12 protein-coding genes are annotated in these 18,861 nt (G+C 58.1%); 9 read left to right on the forward strand and 3 right to left on the reverse strand.

Annotation, left to right across the window (positions count from 1 at the left end):
• Positions 1-310: 310 nt before the first annotated feature.
• The 5 genes from PSR62_RS20870 to PSR62_RS20890 all read left to right on the forward strand — a co-directional run bounded on the left by PSR62_RS20870 (position 311) and on the right by PSR62_RS20890 (position 6,831).
• On the forward strand, positions 311-1,693 hold the full coding sequence (locus tag PSR62_RS20870; protein ID WP_274404921.1) for a Gfo/Idh/MocA family protein: 1,383 nt from the start codon (positions 311-313) through the stop codon (positions 1,691-1,693).
• Between the two features lie 198 nt (positions 1,694-1,891).
• On the forward strand, positions 1,892-2,500 hold the full coding sequence (gene rpsD, locus PSR62_RS20875) for a 30S ribosomal protein S4 (protein WP_063838440.1): 609 nt from the start codon (positions 1,892-1,894) through the stop codon (positions 2,498-2,500).
• 96 nt (positions 2,501-2,596) lie between these two features.
• On the forward strand, positions 2,597-4,024 hold the full coding sequence (gene lpdA / locus PSR62_RS20880) for a dihydrolipoyl dehydrogenase (protein ID WP_274404922.1): 1,428 nt from the start codon (positions 2,597-2,599) through the stop codon (positions 4,022-4,024).
• Positions 4,025-4,192: 168 nt separating this feature from the next.
• Positions 4,193-4,363 carry a hypothetical protein gene (locus PSR62_RS20885; protein ID WP_274404923.1) on the forward strand — a complete coding sequence of 57 codons (171 nt, stop codon included), beginning with the start codon at positions 4,193-4,195 and terminating at the stop codon, positions 4,361-4,363.
• Positions 4,336-6,831: a S9 family peptidase gene (locus PSR62_RS20890; RefSeq protein ID WP_274404924.1), complete on the forward strand. Its 2,496-nt coding sequence runs from the start codon at positions 4,336-4,338 to the stop codon at positions 6,829-6,831. Before PSR62_RS20885 ends, PSR62_RS20890 begins: the two co-directional genes overlap by 28 nt.
• Before the next feature lie 1,331 nt (positions 6,832-8,162).
• Here the strand turns inward: PSR62_RS20890 and PSR62_RS20895 are convergent.
• The 3 genes from PSR62_RS20895 to epmB form a co-directional block, all read right to left on the reverse strand.
• Positions 8,163-9,236, reverse strand: coding sequence for an aldose epimerase family protein (locus PSR62_RS20895; RefSeq protein WP_274404925.1), 1,074 nt, complete (start codon positions 9,234-9,236; stop codon positions 8,163-8,165).
• Between the two features lie 776 nt (positions 9,237-10,012).
• Positions 10,013-11,776: an ABC transporter permease gene (locus tag PSR62_RS20900; RefSeq protein ID WP_274404926.1), complete on the reverse strand. Its 1,764-nt coding sequence runs from the start codon at positions 11,774-11,776 to the stop codon at positions 10,013-10,015.
• Between the two features lie 79 nt (positions 11,777-11,855).
• Positions 11,856-13,004, reverse strand: a complete 1,149-nt coding sequence (gene epmB / locus PSR62_RS20905; RefSeq protein ID WP_274404927.1) for an EF-P beta-lysylation protein EpmB — start codon at positions 13,002-13,004, stop codon at positions 11,856-11,858.
• A 46-nt stretch (positions 13,005-13,050) separates the two neighbouring features.
• On the opposite strand from epmB, the gene efp reads away from it, so the two are divergent.
• From efp to PSR62_RS20925, 4 genes are all read left to right on the forward strand, one after another.
• Positions 13,051-13,620 (forward strand): elongation factor P, encoded by a 570-nt coding sequence (efp, locus tag PSR62_RS20910; RefSeq protein ID WP_274404928.1) that lies wholly within the window; start codon positions 13,051-13,053, stop codon positions 13,618-13,620.
• Positions 13,621-13,717: 97 nt separating this feature from the next.
• On the forward strand, positions 13,718-15,067 hold the full coding sequence (gene mgtE / locus PSR62_RS20915) for a magnesium transporter (protein ID WP_274404929.1): 1,350 nt from the start codon (positions 13,718-13,720) through the stop codon (positions 15,065-15,067).
• 101 nt (positions 15,068-15,168) lie between these two features.
• Positions 15,169-16,014 (forward strand): sugar phosphate isomerase/epimerase family protein, encoded by an 846-nt coding sequence (locus tag PSR62_RS20920; RefSeq protein WP_274404930.1) that lies wholly within the window; start codon positions 15,169-15,171, stop codon positions 16,012-16,014.
• A 263-nt stretch (positions 16,015-16,277) separates the two neighbouring features.
• Complete coding sequence (locus PSR62_RS20925) at positions 16,278-17,642, forward strand: sulfatase (protein WP_274404931.1); 1,365 nt, start codon at positions 16,278-16,280, stop codon at positions 17,640-17,642.
• Positions 17,643-18,861: the final 1,219 nt, after the last annotated feature.

Raw genomic sequence — 18,861 nt, forward strand, 5'->3', positions numbered from 1 at the left:
AGCCACGGTTGTCGTACTGAACCTGAGCCGTTTGACGCTCGCCACGGTTGTCGCGCGCAACCGAGGCGAACGCCAACGGCTCACATGGTGGCTCTCGTTTCTGCCAGCCCAGCCAAAATCAGATCTGCAATGCCCACTTTGCAATTTGCAATCGGCCAGGACGCACCCCACCACCCAAGTCTGCCGACGATTCCCGTCGCCCGCTCCCTTGGGTTATCATTCCCCCTGCAAGCGGCAGGGAGCGGCGGCTTCAATGCCAAACACGCTCCCGTCCCACCTCGCCCCCCGACCTTCACCCGGAGCCCATTTGATGCAACCTTCACGCCGTGGATTCTTGAAAACCAGCGCCCTGGCAGGCGCCGTCGCTGGTTCCACCATGACCGCCACTTCCAAGTTGATCGCGGCAGAGGAGACCAAAAAACTCCGTCTGGCAGCCATCGGCGTCGGCGGCAGTCGCGGGCGATACAACCGCGGTGGCTCGATCGCCAATGACGCGGCCAAGTACGCGACGATGGTCGCCGTTTGCGACGTGGATGACCTGCACACCGAAGAATTCAGCCAAAAACACGGCGGCAACCTGAACAAGTACCGCGACTACCGCGAGCTGCTGGAAAAGGAAAAACCCGATGTGGTCACGATCGGAACCCCGGACCATTGGCATGTGCCCATTGCGATCGCCTGCCTGCGAAGTGGTGCGGATGTGTACTGCGAAAAACCACTGACGCTGACGATCGACGAAGGCAAACAAATCCGCAAAGTCGTCGAAGAAACCGGCCGCGTGTTCCAAGTCGGAACCCAACAACGCAGCTCGGGCGGCCTGTTCCAAAAAGCGATCGCGATGGTTCAGTCGGGCCACGTGGGTGACAACGTCAACGCTTACATCGCCATCGGCGGCGCCCCCGGCGACGGACCTTTCGAAACCGCGGAAGCCCCCGAGGACCTGGACTGGAACATGTGGGTCGGCCCAGCAGCCAAGGCCGACTACTGCGAAGAACGCCGCAAGTACTTCCGTTGGTTCTTCGAATATTCAGGCGGCAAAATGACTGATTGGGGCGCTCACCACATCGACATCGCTCAGTGGGCATTGGCTCCCGGCGAAAACGGCCCCACCACGATCAAGGGCACCGGCGAATTCCCCCCAACCGTCCCTGCGGATTTCAACTGGAATTCGTTCTTCGACGGCGAAGCCTCGCTGCCCAATGGCTACAACACGGCGACCAAGTTCAACATCGAACTGACGTTCGAAAGCGGATCCAAGATGGTCGTCACCGACCATTACAAACGCGAAGAAGGGAACATCGATTTCCCCAACGGAATCCTGTTCGAAGGCGACAAGGGCCGAATCTTTGTCAATCGCGGCAAACTGACGGGTGCTCCCGTGGACAATTTGACGGCCGAGGACAACGCGAATCTGGACGCGAAAATCGCAGAACTTCGCAAAGGGAAAAAGGCAATGAGCCACATGGCCAACTTTTTTGCCTGCATTGAGGACGGCGGTCAGCCGATCTCAGACGTGTGGTCGCACCACCGCACAATGACGTCCTGTCACCTGTGCAACCTTGCGTTGATGTTGGGCCGTGAATTGAAATGGGACCCGAAAGCCGAGCGATTTGTCGACGACGAGCAAGCCAACGGGCTGATGAGTCGCAAGTCACGAGCAGGATTTTCAGCCGAAACCCAAGCGACGAGCTGAAATCCGGTCGATTCTGCGATCGATTGACTTTCATTCCTCTTGTCAAAACGGGACCCAACGACGACACTTGCGGCCCCGTTTTCAAAATTCTGGCGTGAACACGTGAGTCCAAAGGCGGACATCACGAAGGAACACGCCGCAATTCCCCGCTGCACGTCTCGATCAGTCGCGACGTCTAGCACAACCGTGAAAGTCACGATGGCACGTTACACAGGACCAAAAGCCCGCATCAACCGCCGCCTCGGCACGATGCTTTACGAGACAGCCGGCGCAGCCCGTGCGATGGACCGTCGTCCGCAACCACCAGGCATGCACACTCGCGGTCGTCGCCCGAGTAACTACGGTGCGGCTTTGATGGAAAAGCAAAAGATCAAACACTATTACGGATTGGGCGAACGCCAACTCCGTCGTTACTTTGAGAACGTTGGCCGTAAATCGGGCAACACCGGGGAATTGTTGTTGCTGATGTGCGAACGTCGCTTGGACAACGTTGTCCGTCGCGTCGGTTTCACCAAGACTCGCCCTCAAGCTCGTCAGGGCATCACGCACGGTCACTTCTGCGTCAACGGCGTGAAGGTCACCAAGCCCGGCTACATGCTTCGCGCTGGCGACTTGATCGAAGTTCGCGGCCGCGAAAACCTGAAGAATCTGTACCGTGGCGTGATCGCCAACTCGCCACCAGACGGACTGGATTGGGTCTCGTTCGACAGCGAAACGCTGCGTGCGACCGTCCTGTCGTTGCCTGGCGCGGTTGACATCAGCCTGCCCGTCGACGCTAACAGCGTCGTCGAATTCTTGTCTCGCTAACGCGGGTCAACAACGGATTGCTACTCATCGGCCGCGTGTTCTTCACGCGGCCGTTTCCTTTCCCGCACTCGTCTCTTTTTTGCTCTGGTTTCAAACATGCACGCTCCGGTTGTCGTTCTCGGTGGTGGCCCCGGTGGATACGCGGCGGCTTTCTTGGCTGCTGACGAAGGAATGGAAGTCACAATCGTCGAAGCGGAACCTCGCCTCGGCGGCACCTGCCTGATTCGAGGCTGCATTCCCAGCAAAGCATTGCTTCACGTGGCCAAGGTCATCAGTGAAGTCGAAGAGTTGAAATCCGAGTGGGGCATCGAGTACACCGGCGGTCCCAAAATCGACGTCGACGTCGTCCGGGCTCGCAAAGACAAGGTCATCGACAACCTGACCGGCGGACTCGGCGGACTGGCCAAACGCCGCAACGTCACCGTGATCCAAGCTCGCGGCTCGTTCGTCAGCTCCAATGAACTGCAACTTGAAGGCGATCACAAATCGATCCCCGAAGGCGGACGCCTGACCTTCGACAAGTGCATCATTGCGACAGGCAGCGTCCCCGCCATGCCACCTGCCTTTGACATCGGCAGCGACCGAGTCATGGACAGCACCGGCGCACTCGCCCTCAAAGACATCCCCGAAAATCTGTTGGTTGTCGGTGGCGGTTACATCGGCTTGGAAATGGGAACCGTCTACGCTCACCTGGGATCCAAGGTCAGCGTCGTTGAACTGGGCGAATCTCTGCTTCCTGGTGCCGACCGCGACCTCGTCAAACCGCTGGCGAAGAAAATCGACAAGATGTGCGACGGCCGCGTGTTCCTGAACACCAAGGTCGGCTCGCTAGCCGAAGACGGTGACAAGGTTGTGGTCAGCTTTGAAGGCCCCAGCAAGTTCGGCACCGAATCCTACGACCGCGTGCTGATCAGCATCGGACGTCGCCCCGTCACCCGCGGGCTCGGCTTGGAAAACACAAAAGTCGAAGTCAACGAACGTGGTTTCATCGTTTGCGATGAACAACAACGCACGGCCGACCCCAACATCATGGCCATTGGCGATGTCGCCGGTGACCCCATGCTGGCTCACAAAGCCACCCACGAAGGCCGCGTCGCCGCAGAAGTGTTGGCCGGCAAGAACGTCGCCTTCGACAAAGCGGCGATCCCCGCCGTCGTGTTCACCGATCCCGAAATCGCTTGGGCCGGCCTGACCGAAGGCGAAGCCAAAGCCGCCGGCCGCAAGGTCGACGTCGAGGTCTACCCTTGGGCCGCCAGCGGTCGTGCACAAGCCATTGGCGTGACCAACGGCTTGACCAAATGGTTGGTCGACCCGGAAACCCATCGCGTGCTGGGCTGCGGCATCGTCGGCACCGGAGCCGGCGAACTGATCGCCGAAGCCGTGCTGGCAATCGAAATGGGCTGCGAAGTCACCGACATCACCGAGACCGTTCACCCTCACCCCACACTCAGCGAAACGCTGATGAACGCCGGCGAAGTCCACTTCGGAACCGCCACCGAGATCTACAAGCCGAAACGGAAGTAGGTGGGAGGGGGAAAGTGGCCCAGGAACACAGGGCCACAGGTGGAACCAAGCATGCCACCACCAATCACCAATTTGCAATTTGCAATCCTCCCCCCAACCCTCGCTTGCAACCCGCAGAAACAATCGCGGGCCATTTCCCCCAGGGCCGTACGACCAAGCATCCAACTGATGCGACGCGTCATGCCGTTCACCATCGGTGGCGATTGCCGGCTTGGTTTCTTCCGCTGCCCCGGTTTCTTTGGCAAACACTGGAAATGGCGAGGGGGACAAGGCAAACTGGATGCCTTCTCTCCCGACCACAAAGGTGTTGCATGCTCGTCCGCCGACGTTTTGTCCTGACCGCCACGCTTGCCCTGACCGCTGGCTTCTTTGGTCACCTTCCCGGCACAATCTCGCCAGCGATGGCAGATTCGACCGAGCAAACTCAAGCACCTCCAGCACCGCCGAAGAAAGATCCAGCGGTCCTATCGCTCCGCCGGCTCTTCAAGACATCCGACTTCCGATCGAAAACTCGAACCCTAGTTTGGGACGACACTCAAGACATCCTTTGGGAACGCCAAACCGGCAAAGAAGGCCCTGCCCTGAACCAACTCTCGGTTCCGGATCGGGAGCCAAGCACGATCGTCCCTCGCGAGATCTTTTTGTTGCCAGCGGAGCCAGCCTCCCCGGAATCCAACGAGAACGAGGCGGCCCCAGCCGACCCCAAGCCGATCGAGATCAGCCAGTGGACGCTCTCGGCCGACGACCGGTACCTGCTCGTCTACAACAACACCCGCCGAGTCTGGCGACAACACACACGCGGCGACTACTGGTTGCGAGACGTCAGCGTTGACTCGCCGAACGCAGCCTGGCGAAAAGTGGGTGGCGACGACGCCGCGGAAGCCCAAACCATGTTTGCGACCTTCGCACCCGATGGACAATCCATCGCCTTCGTTCGCGACAACGACCTGCACTTGGAAGATTGCCAAACAGGCGATCTTCAGATGGTCGCTGGCTCGGACGATCCCAAGCTGATCAGCGGAACATTTGACTGGGTTTACGAAGAGGAACTCGGCCTGCGAAACGGATTGCGTTTCAGCCCGAACAGCCAAAAGCTGGCGTTCTGGCAACTGGACAGCAACGGGGTGCCGATCCAAACCATGATCGACAACACCTCGGAGCGATACGCCCAAACAATTGAGTTTGCTTACCCCAAAGTTGGTCAAACCAACTCCGCCGCTAAAGTCGGCGTCTGGGACCGAACCAACCAAAAAACCGTGTGGTTGGATCTACCTGGCGACCCGCGTGAGAACTACATCGCCGCGGTTGACTGGTTGCCCAGTGAGTTCGCACACGCGAATCAGCGATTGCTGATTCAGCAACTCAACCGAAAACAAAATCAAAACCACGTCTTCCTCTGCGATGCTGAAACGGGCCACTGCGTCAACATTCACACCGAAGTCAGCGACGCTTGGGTGCGGCACCTAAGAGAACTGCACTGGCTGCCCAGCTCCGTCTTCGGAAGCGATGCATCGGGCAACTCATCGCCACGTTTGCTGTGGTTGTCAGAACGATCGGGATGGCAACACATCGAAGCCATCGAAATCCCGTCCCCCGATTCCCTTGAAGAAGAATCCAACCTGCCTTCGCGAATCACGCCGGTGACGGGTGGCTCGTGGGACGTGATCTCGATTGCGGCCGTCGCGAAGGACGGCAGCCACATCGACTTCATCGCGTCGCCGGAACAGCCTTCCCAACGAGCGCTCTATCGCGTGTCCCTCCAGCAAGGTTTGGGCGGACAGCTCGCGACGACCCCGCAACGCGTCTCCCCGGAAAAAGGCGGCACCTACTCCTATTCATTCAGCCCCACCGCTCAATACGCCGTGGAATCGTGGTCGGACTTCAACTCCGCTCCGGTGCAAAGACTCGTCCAACTGCATCCCTACAAACAACTGAAAACGTTCGACGACAACGAGAAGCTGGAAGACGCCCTTGAGAAGCTCGCTCCGGTCCACACGGAATTTGTGCGACTGCCCATCGGTGAATTCACGGCTGATCCTGCCTCCAAGGATGTGGAACTGGATGTGTGGATCATGATGCCGGTCGGGAAGGATGGAACCACCAAGACCCTGGATCCGAAGAGCACACCGCTGCTGGTTCATGTCTACGGTGAGCCCGCGGGCCAGACCGTCTTGGATCAATACGGCGGAACCACTTACCTGTGGCATCGCCTGCTGACTCAGCATGGCATTGCTGTTGCAAGTGTCGACAATCGCGGCGCCAACGCGCCTCGCGGAAAATCCTTCCGCCAATCGATCTACAAAAAAATTGGGCGTCTTTCGATCTCGGATCAAGCCCACGCGACGCAAGCGATGCTGAAGCACTTTGCTGCTCTTGATCCCGAGCGAGTTGGATTGTGGGGCTGGAGCGGCGGCGGCTCCTCAACCCTCAACGGGCTGTTCCAATTCCCAGAGCTGTACTCGATGGGAATCGCCGTCGCGCCTGTTCCGGACCAACTGGATTACGACACGATCTACCAAGAACGCTACATGGGATTGGTCACCGAAAACCGCGACGCGTTTGTGGCGGGGTCACCGATCACGCATGCCAGCGGTTTGTCCGACCCCTTGCTGCTGATCCACGGAACAGCCGATGACAACGTGCACTACGCGTCGTCGGCGCGTCTGATCAATCGCTTGATCGCAGAGAACAAGCAGTTCCAGATGATGGCGTATCCCGGACGCACCCACTCGGTCAGCGAAGGCGAAGGCACACGCTATCACCCGCGGACGATGATGACTAACTTCATCCTCCAGCACCTGAAGTAAACACCTTCGCGACCCTGTGAGCCGACGGCCGTTAGGCCCGGTTACCACGCACTCGTTCAAGCCAGCGATGCAGTGGCGAAAGAACACTGCGATCGGCGTGAGCACCACGTCGGCATGCCTGCGGTCACAATTGAAAAAGTAAAATTGACAATTGTAAATTGAAAAAGGGCGGTCGTAGGTTCTCGACTACCGCACCAACCCTGTGAGCCGCAGGCCGTTAGGCCCGGTTAACACGCACTCGTTCAAGCCGGCGATGCAGTGGCGAAAGAACACTGCGATCGGCGTGAGCACCACGTCGGCATGCCTGCGGTCACAATTGAAAAAGTAAAATTGACAATTGTAAATTGATAAACGGCGGTCGCAGGTTCTCGACTACCGCACCGACCATGTGAGCCGACGGCCGTTAGGCCCGGTTACCACGCACTCGTTCAAGCCGGCGATGCAGTGGCGAAAGAATGCTGCGATCGGCATGAGCACCACGTCGGCATGCCTGCGGTCACAATTGAAAAAGTAAAATTGACAATTGTAAATTGATAAACGGCGGTCGTAGGTTCTCGACTACCGCACCGACCACGTGAGCCGCAGGCCGTTAGGCCCGGTTAACACGCACTCGTTCAAGCCGGCGATGCAGTGGCGAAAGAACACTGCGATCGGCGTGAGCTCCACGTCGGCATGCCTGCGGCTGTCATTGAAAAAGTAAAATTGACAATTGCAAATTGAAAAATGGCCGTCGCAGGTTCTCGACTACCGCACCGAGCATGTGAGCCGACGGCCGTTAGGCCCGGTTAACACGCACTCGTTCAAGCCGGCGATGCTGTGGCGAAAGAATGCTGCGATCGCCGTGAGCACCACGTCGGTATGCCTGCGGTCACAATTGAAAAAGTGAAATTGACAATTGCAAATTGATAAACGGTGGTCGTAGGTCTCGACTACCGCACCGACCATGTGAGCCGACGGCCGTTAGGCCCGGTTACCACGCACGAAGGAGTCTTCGGGATATGCGAGCCGCTTGGCGGTCGCCACGGTTCCCAAACACAGCCCAGGCCAATGCTGACCTGCTAGACGTTCGGGGTTTCAGAGGATGCCGGTTTGCGAAAGTTTCATCCCGAAGGGATTGCAGACGGTAGCCGGTGGTTTGAACGCAGTGAACACCACCGGATTCAAGCACCCGACAATCCCCGCCCCTGAAAGGGTCGAAGACTCTGCGACCCTTTCAGAGTCGGTGTGAGCTTTTCGTTTCCGGGGGTGCGCTGCGAGGCAGCAACCCCCGGCTACAAAGCAAATTTCAAATTTCAAATTTTCAATTTAACTTTTTCAATGCCCAAAACCAATCAACCAGCTTCCACGCCAAATCGGTGCACGGTGGTTTCCTTCAAGGTGTCACCTGGACGCAGCAGCGTGCTCTTGAAGTTTGGATGATTGCAGGCATCGGGAGAGTGCTGCGTTTCCAAGCAGAACGCCTCGTGCGACTTGTGACCGGCCGACGAATCGTTGCCGCCCAAGTGATTGGCGGTGTACAGCTGCATGCCGGGCTGAGTCGTTTCAATCTCGAACGTTCGCCCTGTCTTGGGATCGACCACGCGAGCTGCCGGGCGAAGCGTGCCGGGTTCTCCCGCGACCACGTAGCAATGGTCGTAACCCTTCGTCGCAGGCAACTGGTCGATGCGTTTGCCGATCGTTTCAGGATGCAAGAAATCGAACGGCGTGCCCTCCACCGGCGACGTCGATCCGGTTGGGATCAAATCGTCATCGACATCCAACGTCTCGTTGCAGTGCAGCAACATCAGGTAGTCATGCACGGAACTGGCTCCCCCGTCGCCTGGTGAAATCCCAGTCAAATTCCAATAGCTGTGATTGGTCAAATTCACATGCGTTGGCTTGGTCGTCGTCGCGGTGAACTCGATCGTCAGTTCGCTGGCGTCGTTCCAGCGATACTCCGCTGTCACGGTCACTTCACCGGGAAAGCCTTCGTCGCCGTCGGGGCTGACCAAGCTGTACCGAACACCAATTTCAGGGCTGCCGTTGGCGTCCTTTCCAGAAACCAAATCGGCATCCCACCACTTGTGCGAAAAATTGACTTCGCCGCCATGCAAGCAATGCTTGCCATGATTGACGGTGACTTGGTACGCCTCGCCGTCGATCTCAAATTTGCCGAAACCAATCCGATTGCAGAACCGACCGATCGAGCTTCCGAAACCGGGATGCGAGCCCAGGTAGCGATCGAGCGAGTCAAACACCATGTTGACGTTTGCCAATTTCCCATCGCGATCCGGGACCTCCACCTCGAGCAGCGATGCTCCCCAGTTCATGACCGAGACACGATGGCCGTGCGAATTGGTCAGCGTGATTTTCTGGACTGGTTTCCCGTCCTTGGTTTGGCCGAATGGAGTCGTGACGAGGCTCATAAATCGCTGCAAAAGGTGAAAGGAAACGGACGTCCATCGCAAATTCGCGAGCTCGGTAGACTGTCATTTTCGCGGGCTGGCCGCAAGGTGCGACACCGATCTGAGACAAGCGTTTTCGAACCTCACCCGCGTCCCGCGTCCCTGTGGCTCTGTGGCTCTGTCCCCCGTCCCATGCAGGCACGCAGGTGTCATCGGGTATGTGAGCCGTTGGCGTTAGCCACGGTTTTCACTCGCAACCGGGGCGAACGCTGGACTGCGAAATGTTCGGTGTTGTGGAGCGTCTTCGTTTGCGCAAGTTTTCATCCCGGTAGGGATGACAGATGGTAGCCGGAATAAAATTGGCATCCGCTATCAGAGCGTCAAATGTTGACGGCTTGTCGACTCAGTCGCCAACGACGTTTCAACGAATGGAGGACTGGCACTCTTGCCGTCAGAGGCGGCCAAGACCACCCATCACAACCCGAAGCGTGAGCGAGGGACGCCCCCAACTCCCACGACGGCCCCATCCGGGGCGACCGTTTGTTTTCCGGCATCGGTCTCTCGGGGCTTCCGCCCCGAGCTAAGCACGACGGCCCCATCCGGGGCGAAACCCAGACGCCAGCCACCATTGATTCTTCGAACGTCCCACGCAGCGTCCCCCGGCTACCATCCGACATCCCTACCGGGATGGAGAAAGACAGAAGCCAAAAGAAAATTTGCATCCGCTATCAGAGCGTCAATAGCAAACATTTCGCAACCGGGGCTGACGTCCAAATGGCTCACATGGTTGTGCCCGATCATTCCAGCCGACCTGCTGAATGCTTCGGACGCAATTTCCAAGCGATCAGGCAGGCCGCCAACGCAACGATCAGCAAACTGCAGACGAAGTACCCGATCACCAACACCGGCTGCCCCGCATAAGACGAATCACCGCGCATCAAGGGCGGTCCGATCGGCAGCGAAAACAACGCCGAGAAGGGACTGGCCACCCCCGCCCATTCAATCCACTGCTGAACAGTCGATGACAGCCCCAACGTCGATGCCAACACCCGAGCGCCCGGCGGAACCACGTACAACACGATCAACGCCAGGTAGGTGGTCATCAACGCCATCGACGTGCGTTCTTGATACAGCGACGCAGTCATCGCGATCACCGCGTTGACGACGCTGACCACAACGGGGATCGCGAACATGCCAACGATCAAGGGCCAACTGGAATAAAAATCCGTGTTCAGCCCCACGCCCAACAGCATCGGCCAAACCAAGAAACTTGTCAGCACAAATGCGACCCTAAAACCGACGATGAACTTCCCCCAGAAGATCTTCCAAGGCGACAGCGTGGTTGTGATCAGCAGATCCAACGTCTGCCGCTCACGTTCGCTGGTCATCGTCCCGGCCAGAAACACCGGCCCCACCAGCATGTTGAACACGATCACGTAGACCGCAAACCATGGGGCGTGCGGGGTTTGCCAAAACAACAAAGCGCCCATCAACGGAATCGCGAGCAAGATGCTGATCTGAATCACCAACCGCAGCATCAACGTGCCCTGGCTGAAGATCTCGCCGTGAATCTCTTTGTCGTAGACCGGGTTGGCACCATCGGCCATCAACGTTTCTCGTCGAGGTGGCGCGAACAACCGATCCGGGAATTGATCGGGCTGAATCACCAACCCAACCGCCTCCGCCGCTTCCTGTTCCAAGTCCACCACCTCCTTGCCTTCGCTGCCCACATCCGGCGGATACAACATGCGAGAAGCCGCCGCGGCACACATCAGCGTGACGGCCGCCAGAGCAAACGCGGGCACCACCAACACGACCACTTTGAGCCGCAACAAACCATCCCCGGCCAGCATCTGCCACATCAACACGCCACCGATCACCAACGGCAGAATCAGCAAGTAACTGACGACCAACGAGTTGCTGGTCCGCGAAAAGTAGCTGCTGCAGAACACCCCGATTGCGCCAAACAGCACCACCGAGATGAACAACCCCAGATACGCTGCGGCGACCTCGTAGACGCTGACTCCACCGAGCGGCAAGAACAGCACGATGATGGGCAACGACGCGACAATCAACAGCGCCAAATGAGTGAGCGCGGCGACCAGTTTGCCCAGCACGATCGCACTCGGCTTCAGCGGGCTGGCCAGCAACATCTCATAGGTTTGCCGCTCCTTCTCGCCGGAAATGGTCCCCGCCGCGAAACTGGGGGCCATCAACGATGCGATCACGTATTGGCCCAGAAAAAACAAATCGACCAATCGACGCGCCGAGGGCGGGTCCTTGCTGAGATCCAATCGCTCGTCGGCAGGCCAGGCCACCAAGGTGACCGCGGCCAACACCAATTGGTAAACCAGCAACAGCAGGAACGATCGGTTCGTTCGCAAATTGACCAGCAACTCGCGTTGCAGGACCGGGTTGTTGCGAAACGCTGCGACAGGATTGAAGTGCAAGGCGTTCACGACCGACGCAAACGACGTTTGCAGCCAGGCTGAGACCGGATTGGGAACACTGCCGGAAGTTGCGGCAGAGGAAATCGGCGAATCAGCGCTCGGCTTGTTCAATGCAGTTCTCGATGAGTGGCGATCGACCCAGAAACACGAACGAAACGCCCTGGCTTTGCCTCACCGGAACGAACTCGCATCAAAGCCGTGTCTTGGATGCTCGGCCGGCTTGCTCGCACACAAATCGGGGAACGGCGAAACCGGGCAAACGCGATTCTAACTCACTGATCAGCGCGCGACCACGATCCTGGTCGACTTCGAAGTGAGCCGCCCCGCGAACTTTGTCCAGTTGATGCAAGTAGTACGGCATCACTCGCAAATCAATCAGCCTCCGGCACAACGATTCCAGCACCTCGGCGTCGTCGTTGACGCCTCGCAACAACACGGCTTGGTTCAAAACTGGAACCCCCGCGTCGACCAATCGCATCAACGCCGCCCCCGTTTCGGCATCCAGTTCGGCCGGGTGATTGCAATGTACAACCACCCACGACGTCAATCGAGACGCGCGCATTCGTTCGACCCATGCCTCCGTGACTCGAGAGGGAATCACAATCGGCATCCGCGTGTGCCACCGCAACCGGCGGACGTGTGGGATCGCCTCGATTCGCTGCATCAAATCGGCCACCGAATCATCGGTCAACGTCAGCGGATCGCCACCGCTGAGCAGGACCTCTTCGATCGAATCCTGCTCCCGTAGGTACTTCAGGGCCAACTCGAGGTGGTCACCACGACTGCTGTTTTCGCTGTACGGAAATTCGCGACGGAAGCAATATCGACAGTGAATGCCGCAGGCGCCCGTCGTGATCGCGAGTGCACGACCGTGGTACTTGTGCAGCAACCCGGGCGCGACAGTCGCGTGCAAATCGCCCACCGGATCGCTGCTGAATCCTGCGGGCGAGACGGCTTCCTCGGCCACAGGCAACACTTGCCGCAACAGCGGGTCGTTGGGATCGCCGGGCTTCATTCGCGAGGCAAATTCCAGCGGCACAAACACGGGAAAACCGTGGTCTTCCGCGACCGGCGAATTCTCAAGCACACCCGCGGGAGGGTCCAAATTCAGGTGTCGGCGCAATTCTCCCACCGAGCGAAGGGCTCGCTTCATCGAGCCACGCCAATTCGCCGTTTCGGGTTGTGCGTTGGTTTGCAAGGACTCTCGTTTCAACTCATCGCCTTTTTGGACAAAAACATCGTCGGAACCTTGGTTTTGGGGCGGTTCCCCCACCGGGACAAATTCGGTTTTGGCCGCTAAACTGCCCCCACGAACGTTTCCTCCCAGGACTCGGTTCACTGACTTATTTTCCGTTTGGCTTTTCCGATTGATAGTGGAGCCCACCGTGGCAACGTACAACACCAGCGATTTTCGCAAAGGACTGAAGGTTCAAATCGACGGCGAACCTTATTTGATAACCGAAATGAACTTCGTCAAACCCGGCAAGGGCAACGCGATGTACAAGTGCAAGATGAAAAACTTGATTCGCGGCACCTCGCTGGACCGGACGTACAAAGGCGGTGACTCGCTGGAAGCCGCCGACGTGGAAACGACCACCGTGCAGTTTTTGTATCGCCAAGGCCAAGACTACGTGTTCATGGACGGCACCACCTTTGAACAGTACGAAGTCCCCAACGAAGTCGCTGGCGACATTTGGAAGTACCTCAAGGACGGCACCGAGTGCTCGATGACGCTGTACAACGGCGCCGCGATCGTGGTTGAACCGCCTCAGCACGTTCACCTGGAAGTCACCGAGTGTGGCCCCGGAACCAAGGGCGACACGGCAACCAACGTCACCAAACCCGCGCTCGTCGAAACCGGTGCCGAATTCAACGTGCCGGGATTCATCAAAGAAGGCAACGTGATCAAGATCAACACCATCAACAACGAATACGTCGAACGCGTCAACAACTGACGTCGCATCGTTCGGCAACGTGGTTGCTGGGAGGAAATGACGCTCGGAACATCACCGATGCAACGGGATTCGACGAATTCAGTCTCTCGAGGTCCAGATGGTCAACACGCTCTTCCTGCCCGAACTTCGCGAAATGCTGCAACTCGGTCAGGAGACTGACCTGCGGGAGTTCTGCGTGACGCTGAACCCTGGCCGCACGGCCGAGTTCATGGAAGGGCTGGAAGACGCCGAGGTCTGGGCGGTGTTGCAACACGCCGAACCCTACCGGCGAGCCGAGATCTTCGGCTACTTCGAAGAGGACCGAAAGCTGAACATGTTGACTCGGGAACCGGCCGATCAGGCCGCCGAGTTGATCGAGGAAATTCCACCCGATGACCGGGTCGACTTGATCCACGCTTTGCCTGCGGCAACGGTCGAAAAGATCCTGCCGCTGTTGCCAGTGATCGATCGCCGTGACATCGAGCGATTGCGTTCGTATGTCGAGGGCACCGCGGGCTCGTTGATGACGACCGACGTGGCCAAGCTGGCCGAACGCTTCACCGCTCGCGAAGCACTCGAAGAACTCGGTCGCCAAGCCAGCGACTTGGAAACGATTTACTACCTCTACGTCGTCGACGACAACAACTTGCTCCGCGGCATCGTGTCGGCTCGGCAACTGGTTTCCGCGATCAGCAACACCACCAAGACGCTGGGCGATTTGATGGAAACTGACGTCGTCGTCGCGCTCGTCGGCGAAGACCAAGAGTCCGTGGCCAACAAAGTCGAACGGTTCAACTTGCTGGCCATTCCGGTGGTCGATTCGGGACGTCAGCTGCTGGGCATCATCACTCACGACGATGTCATCGACGTCGTGCGAGAAGAATTGACGGAAGATGCCCAGCGAATCGCCGCTGTCGCGCCACTGGAAGATGACTTCTTGCGAATCGGGCTGATCAAACTGTCTTACAAACGGGGCATCTGGTTGACGATCCTGTTCTTCGCCGCGTTGCTGACCGCGTTTGCACTGCGGTCCTACGAGGACGAACTGAATTCCTTCGCCTGGCTGGTTTGGTTCATCCCGCTGATCATCAGCGCCGGCGGCAACTCAGGCAGCCAATCGGCGACCTTGGTGATCACTGCGATGACCGGTGGCGAAGTCAAAAACAGCGATCTGCCGCGAGTGCTTTCGCGAGAGTTCGTTGTTTCGCTGCTCCTGGGCAGCTTCCTCTCCCTGATCGGTTTTTTGGTTGCTCTGGCGATTGCCCCGACCGCCCTGGCAGCCCTCGTGATTCCCTGCACGCTGTTGTCAGTCATCTTCTGCGGCTGCATGTGCGGTGTCACGCTGCCAATCCTATTCAAACGCATGGGTTTGGACCCGGCTTTGATGAGCAACCCCTTTGTGGCCGGAATAGTTGATATCTTAGGCATCGTGATCTACATCAACGTCGCTCGCGTGCTGCTCAGCTGAAAACGGCTCGGCAGACGCAGCCTCTTCCGCGGAGGCACGGGTGGCAGCCCCTGATATCCCGCCTCACACATCTTCGACCTACTCTCTGAAAGGACCGTTTTATGTCTTCATGGCCCCTTGGTGTATTTGCTTCCATCGACGCGGGACTGGGAGTCGCTTGGCCAGTCATTCGTGAACTGGGAGTGCCAACGATTCAGCTGCACGCCCCACACGCTGGCAACCGAACCGCCGAAGCCGCTCAAAAATTCAAAGCCCAGTTGGATCAATACGGCGTCCAGTGCACTGCCGTCTTCGGTGGGTTCGAAGGCGAAAGCTACGCCGACATTCCAACCGTGATCAAAACCGTCGGCCTGGTTCCCCCCGCGACACGCCAATCTCGCTTGAAAGAGATGATGGAAATCAGCGACTTCGCTCGCCTGCTGGGCGTCGACTGCGTGGCGCTGCATGTGGGATTTGTCCCGCATGATCCATCCGATGAAGACTACGAAGGCATCGTGGAAGTCACCCAGCAACTGTGCGACCACTGCCGGTCCAACGAACAGTTTCTGCACCTGGAAACCGGGCAAGAAACCGCGGACGGACTGCTGACGTTCATCGACTCGGTCGAACGCGACAACCTGAAGATCAACTTCGATCCCGCCAACATGATCCTGTACGGATCCGGCGACCCAATCGAAGCCCTGCGAAAAGTCGGCTCGCACGTTCGCAGCGTTCACTGCAAAGACGGCCTGTGGAGCGATCAGCCTGGCGTCACGTTCGGACGCGAGGTCCCGCTGGGACAAGGCGATGTGGGCATGGAAACCTACCTGCAGACTCTGCGCGAAATCGGATACGCCGGCCCCCTGACCATCGAACGTGAAATCCCAGAAGATCCCGCGCGTCAAAAAGCGGAGATCGGTGACGCGATCGAACTGCTCACCAAAATTCGCGGCGAAGTCCTGGTTTAGCGTCGCTTGAACGGCCATCGCCGTGGCAGATGCACTCAGGCCTCGCGTTGGTGAGGCTCTTCCCCGTCATGAAATCGATTTCGTGAGGGATCGATTTCTCAGGTAGGCCGGATCAAGCCGCTTCGGCGCTGCTCCGGCAGATGAGCGGATCTTTCCTGGCAAGCCATTGCCGGATGGGCGTCGCCAAGCCTCCTCCATCCGGCCGACGTCGTTCGAGATCACATTCCGCCCGTCAAAATCCCCATCCGAGGAGAGGCCTCCCAATGACACGCGTCCTTCTATCTCTAATCTTTTTGGTTGCCTGGCAAACAACCAACGCCGTCTTTGCCCAGCACGAGACGAAGAAGCAACCCAATGTCTTGATGGTCGCAGTCGATGACCTCAATCATTGGCTGACGTTCATGGGCCGGAACCCTCAAGCCCAGACACCCAACTTCGATCGACTGGCCAAGATGGGCGTGGCGTTCACCAACGCCTACTGCGCCGTGCCAGCCTGCGAACCTTCGCGTTGCGCCTTGATGGGCGGACGCCGGCCCTGGACGACTGGATGCTACAAAAATGGCGACCAGTGGAAACAGCACCAGCCCGCTGGCGATGGCCTGTCCGCTCAATTCCTAAAAGCGGGCTACAACGTTTTCGGTGCGGGCAAGATCTATCATTCGATGGACTACCATCCCTCCGAATGGACCGCTTACATGTCCAAGAAAGGACTTTCGGCCAACGGTCCTGGCGTCGAAAAGATGGATGGATTTCACAATGACAAAGTCCATCCCGACCTGAAGGATGAAGACCTGATCGATTGGCACACCACGAACTACTGCATTGAACGATTGACCGAGGATTCCGACCAACCATTCTTCATCGCCTGCGGCTTGTACAAACCGCATTTGCCATTTGTGGCACCTCGCAAGTACTACGACGCCTTTCCGCTGGAATCCATCCAGCTTCCACCCCACCGTGACAATGACCTGGATGACTTGCCACCGGCCGGACTGCGGATGGCGGGCGCCGACAAGGACCACAAGAAATTCTTGAAATCTGGCCGCTGGAAGGCTGCGATCCAGTCCTACCTGGCGACCTGCGCGTACACCGACATGAACCTGGGCCGGTTGCTCGACGCCTACGAAAGCAGCCCGCAAAAGGACAACACGATCCTGGTTCTATGGACCGATCACGGCTGGTCACTTGGCGAAAAACAACACTGGCGCAAGTTTGCTCTGTGGGAGGAACCGACGCGAACACCGATGATCTGGGTCGTCCCCGGAATGACGTCACCGGGAACCCGTTGCGAACGGACCGTGGATTTGATGTCAGTTTATCCCACGCTGTGCAAGCTGGCCGGCGTGCCCATCCCGGATCACGTCGAAGGCCGCGAAATCACATCGCTGTTGGAGAACCCGAGTGCGGCTTGGGACGCTCCTGCGATCACAACGCACGGGTACGAGAACCATGCCGTTCGAAGCGAACAGTATCGCTACATCCGATACGCCAACGGCGACGAGGAACTGTACGACAGCCAAAACGATCCGTATGAGTACGAAAACTTGGCCGGCAAGCCGGAGCTCCAAATCGTCAAGGATGAGATGGCGAAATGGTTGCCCAAGGATGCCGCGAAGCCCACGCGCTAAGCAGGGCGGCAGGAATGATCGGGTGCAACGAAGTGAGCCGTTTGGGCGTTAGCCTGGGCTGTCAAAAGGTTGGTATTGACACCGCTTTGGACTGCGCAGGTTTTGTTCCTCGACTTCGCCCCAACGGGGCAGCCCTATGCCAGCCCAGGGCAACGCCCTGGGTTGTGGCGGGACCAAGATTACAAAGCCCCAACGGGGGCGGTCCTAGCGGGTTTTGGGGAGTCTTTCTTAGGGCCGCCCCGTTGGGGCTGGTGTCGGAATCTCCGTAACGAAACCCCAGGCGATGCCTGGGGCTATCTTAGAGCTGCCCCGTTGGGGCGTAGGACAGAATAAAAATCAACGTCGCATTTTCCGTGTCAACACCAACCTTTTGACAGCCTAGCGTTAGCCCCGGTTGCGCGTGAAAACCGTGGCTAACGCCAACGGCTCACATACCCGATGACACCTGCGTACCTGCTTAGGACGAGCGACTCCGTTCAGGCATACGCGAGGGTGAGGGGCGGGCATGGGAAGCGACTCGTGATGCCGCTCCTCCGAAAATCTCGCTGAACGCCCGTTTTCCGCTCCCTCCCGCTGCGGCTTGTTGATTCGCCAACGAAACTGCACTTCAATACTGCACGACCTCCTGCCCCAAGGACGCATTGCTATTTCAGCCAGGGCTACGCTCTGGGAATCCGCTCGCAACAAAGTAGGCCGGACCAAGCGAAGCGCAGTTCCGGCAGAAGCAAATTTGTCATTGCCTGGCGAAGACGAGGGGACGGGGTCATTGTTTGTTTATCCGTCCGTCTATGACCATCGCCCCCCTCTGTTGGCCCTATTCGCACGCCAGTTTCGAGATGCCCATGCACAAAAAAGAATAGAGGACAAAGCGAACATGACTGCGATTCCGATGAAGCACCGTCTCGCCGAAGAACTTGAGACTGATTGGCCATTGACCTCGATTCCGTAGATCCCTGATTGCGTCGGGAACCAACCGTACTCCTGATTCAGAAGCGTTAGTCCAGGGATTGCCGCCAATACAGCGAACGTTGCGAGCATTGCGGACATGACGAAGTACGGTTTTACGAACCGACAACGCGGCACAGATTCGCGATTGCTCGCAGCAGTAAGGTACGGGTTGATCATAAATGGATGATGTCGGCGGGTTCGGTCGGTTCGTGGATTGGACAGGCTCGGCGACTCGGCGTTCATGCCATGGTCCGCCTACTTCTTTCGCTTC

Source organism: Rhodopirellula sp. P2, assembly GCF_028768465.1.
Taxonomy (GTDB): Bacteria; Planctomycetota; Planctomycetia; order Pirellulales; family Pirellulaceae; genus Rhodopirellula.

Bases quoted from the DNA above. Each gene is read 5' to 3' on its own strand.
- PSR62_RS20870 (WP_274404921.1), top strand. From the start codon at position 311: ATGCAACCTTCACGCCGTGGATTCTTGAAAACCAGCGCCCTGGCAGGC.
- rpsD (WP_063838440.1), top strand. From the start codon at position 1,892: ATGGCACGTTACACAGGACCAAAAGCCCGCATCAACCGCCGCCTCGGC.
- lpdA (WP_274404922.1), top strand. From the start codon at position 2,597: ATGCACGCTCCGGTTGTCGTTCTCGGTGGTGGCCCCGGTGGATACGCG.
- PSR62_RS20885 (WP_274404923.1), top strand. From the start codon at position 4,193: ATGCGACGCGTCATGCCGTTCACCATCGGTGGCGATTGCCGGCTTGGT.
- PSR62_RS20890 (WP_274404924.1), top strand. From the start codon at position 4,336: ATGCTCGTCCGCCGACGTTTTGTCCTGACCGCCACGCTTGCCCTGACC.
- PSR62_RS20895 (WP_274404925.1), bottom strand. From the start codon at position 9,236: ATGAGCCTCGTCACGACTCCATTCGGCCAAACCAAGGACGGGAAACCA.
- mgtE (WP_274404929.1), top strand. From the start codon at position 13,718: ATGGTCAACACGCTCTTCCTGCCCGAACTTCGCGAAATGCTGCAACTC.
- PSR62_RS20920 (WP_274404930.1), top strand. From the start codon at position 15,169: ATGTCTTCATGGCCCCTTGGTGTATTTGCTTCCATCGACGCGGGACTG.
- PSR62_RS20925 (WP_274404931.1), top strand. From the start codon at position 16,278: ATGACACGCGTCCTTCTATCTCTAATCTTTTTGGTTGCCTGGCAAACA.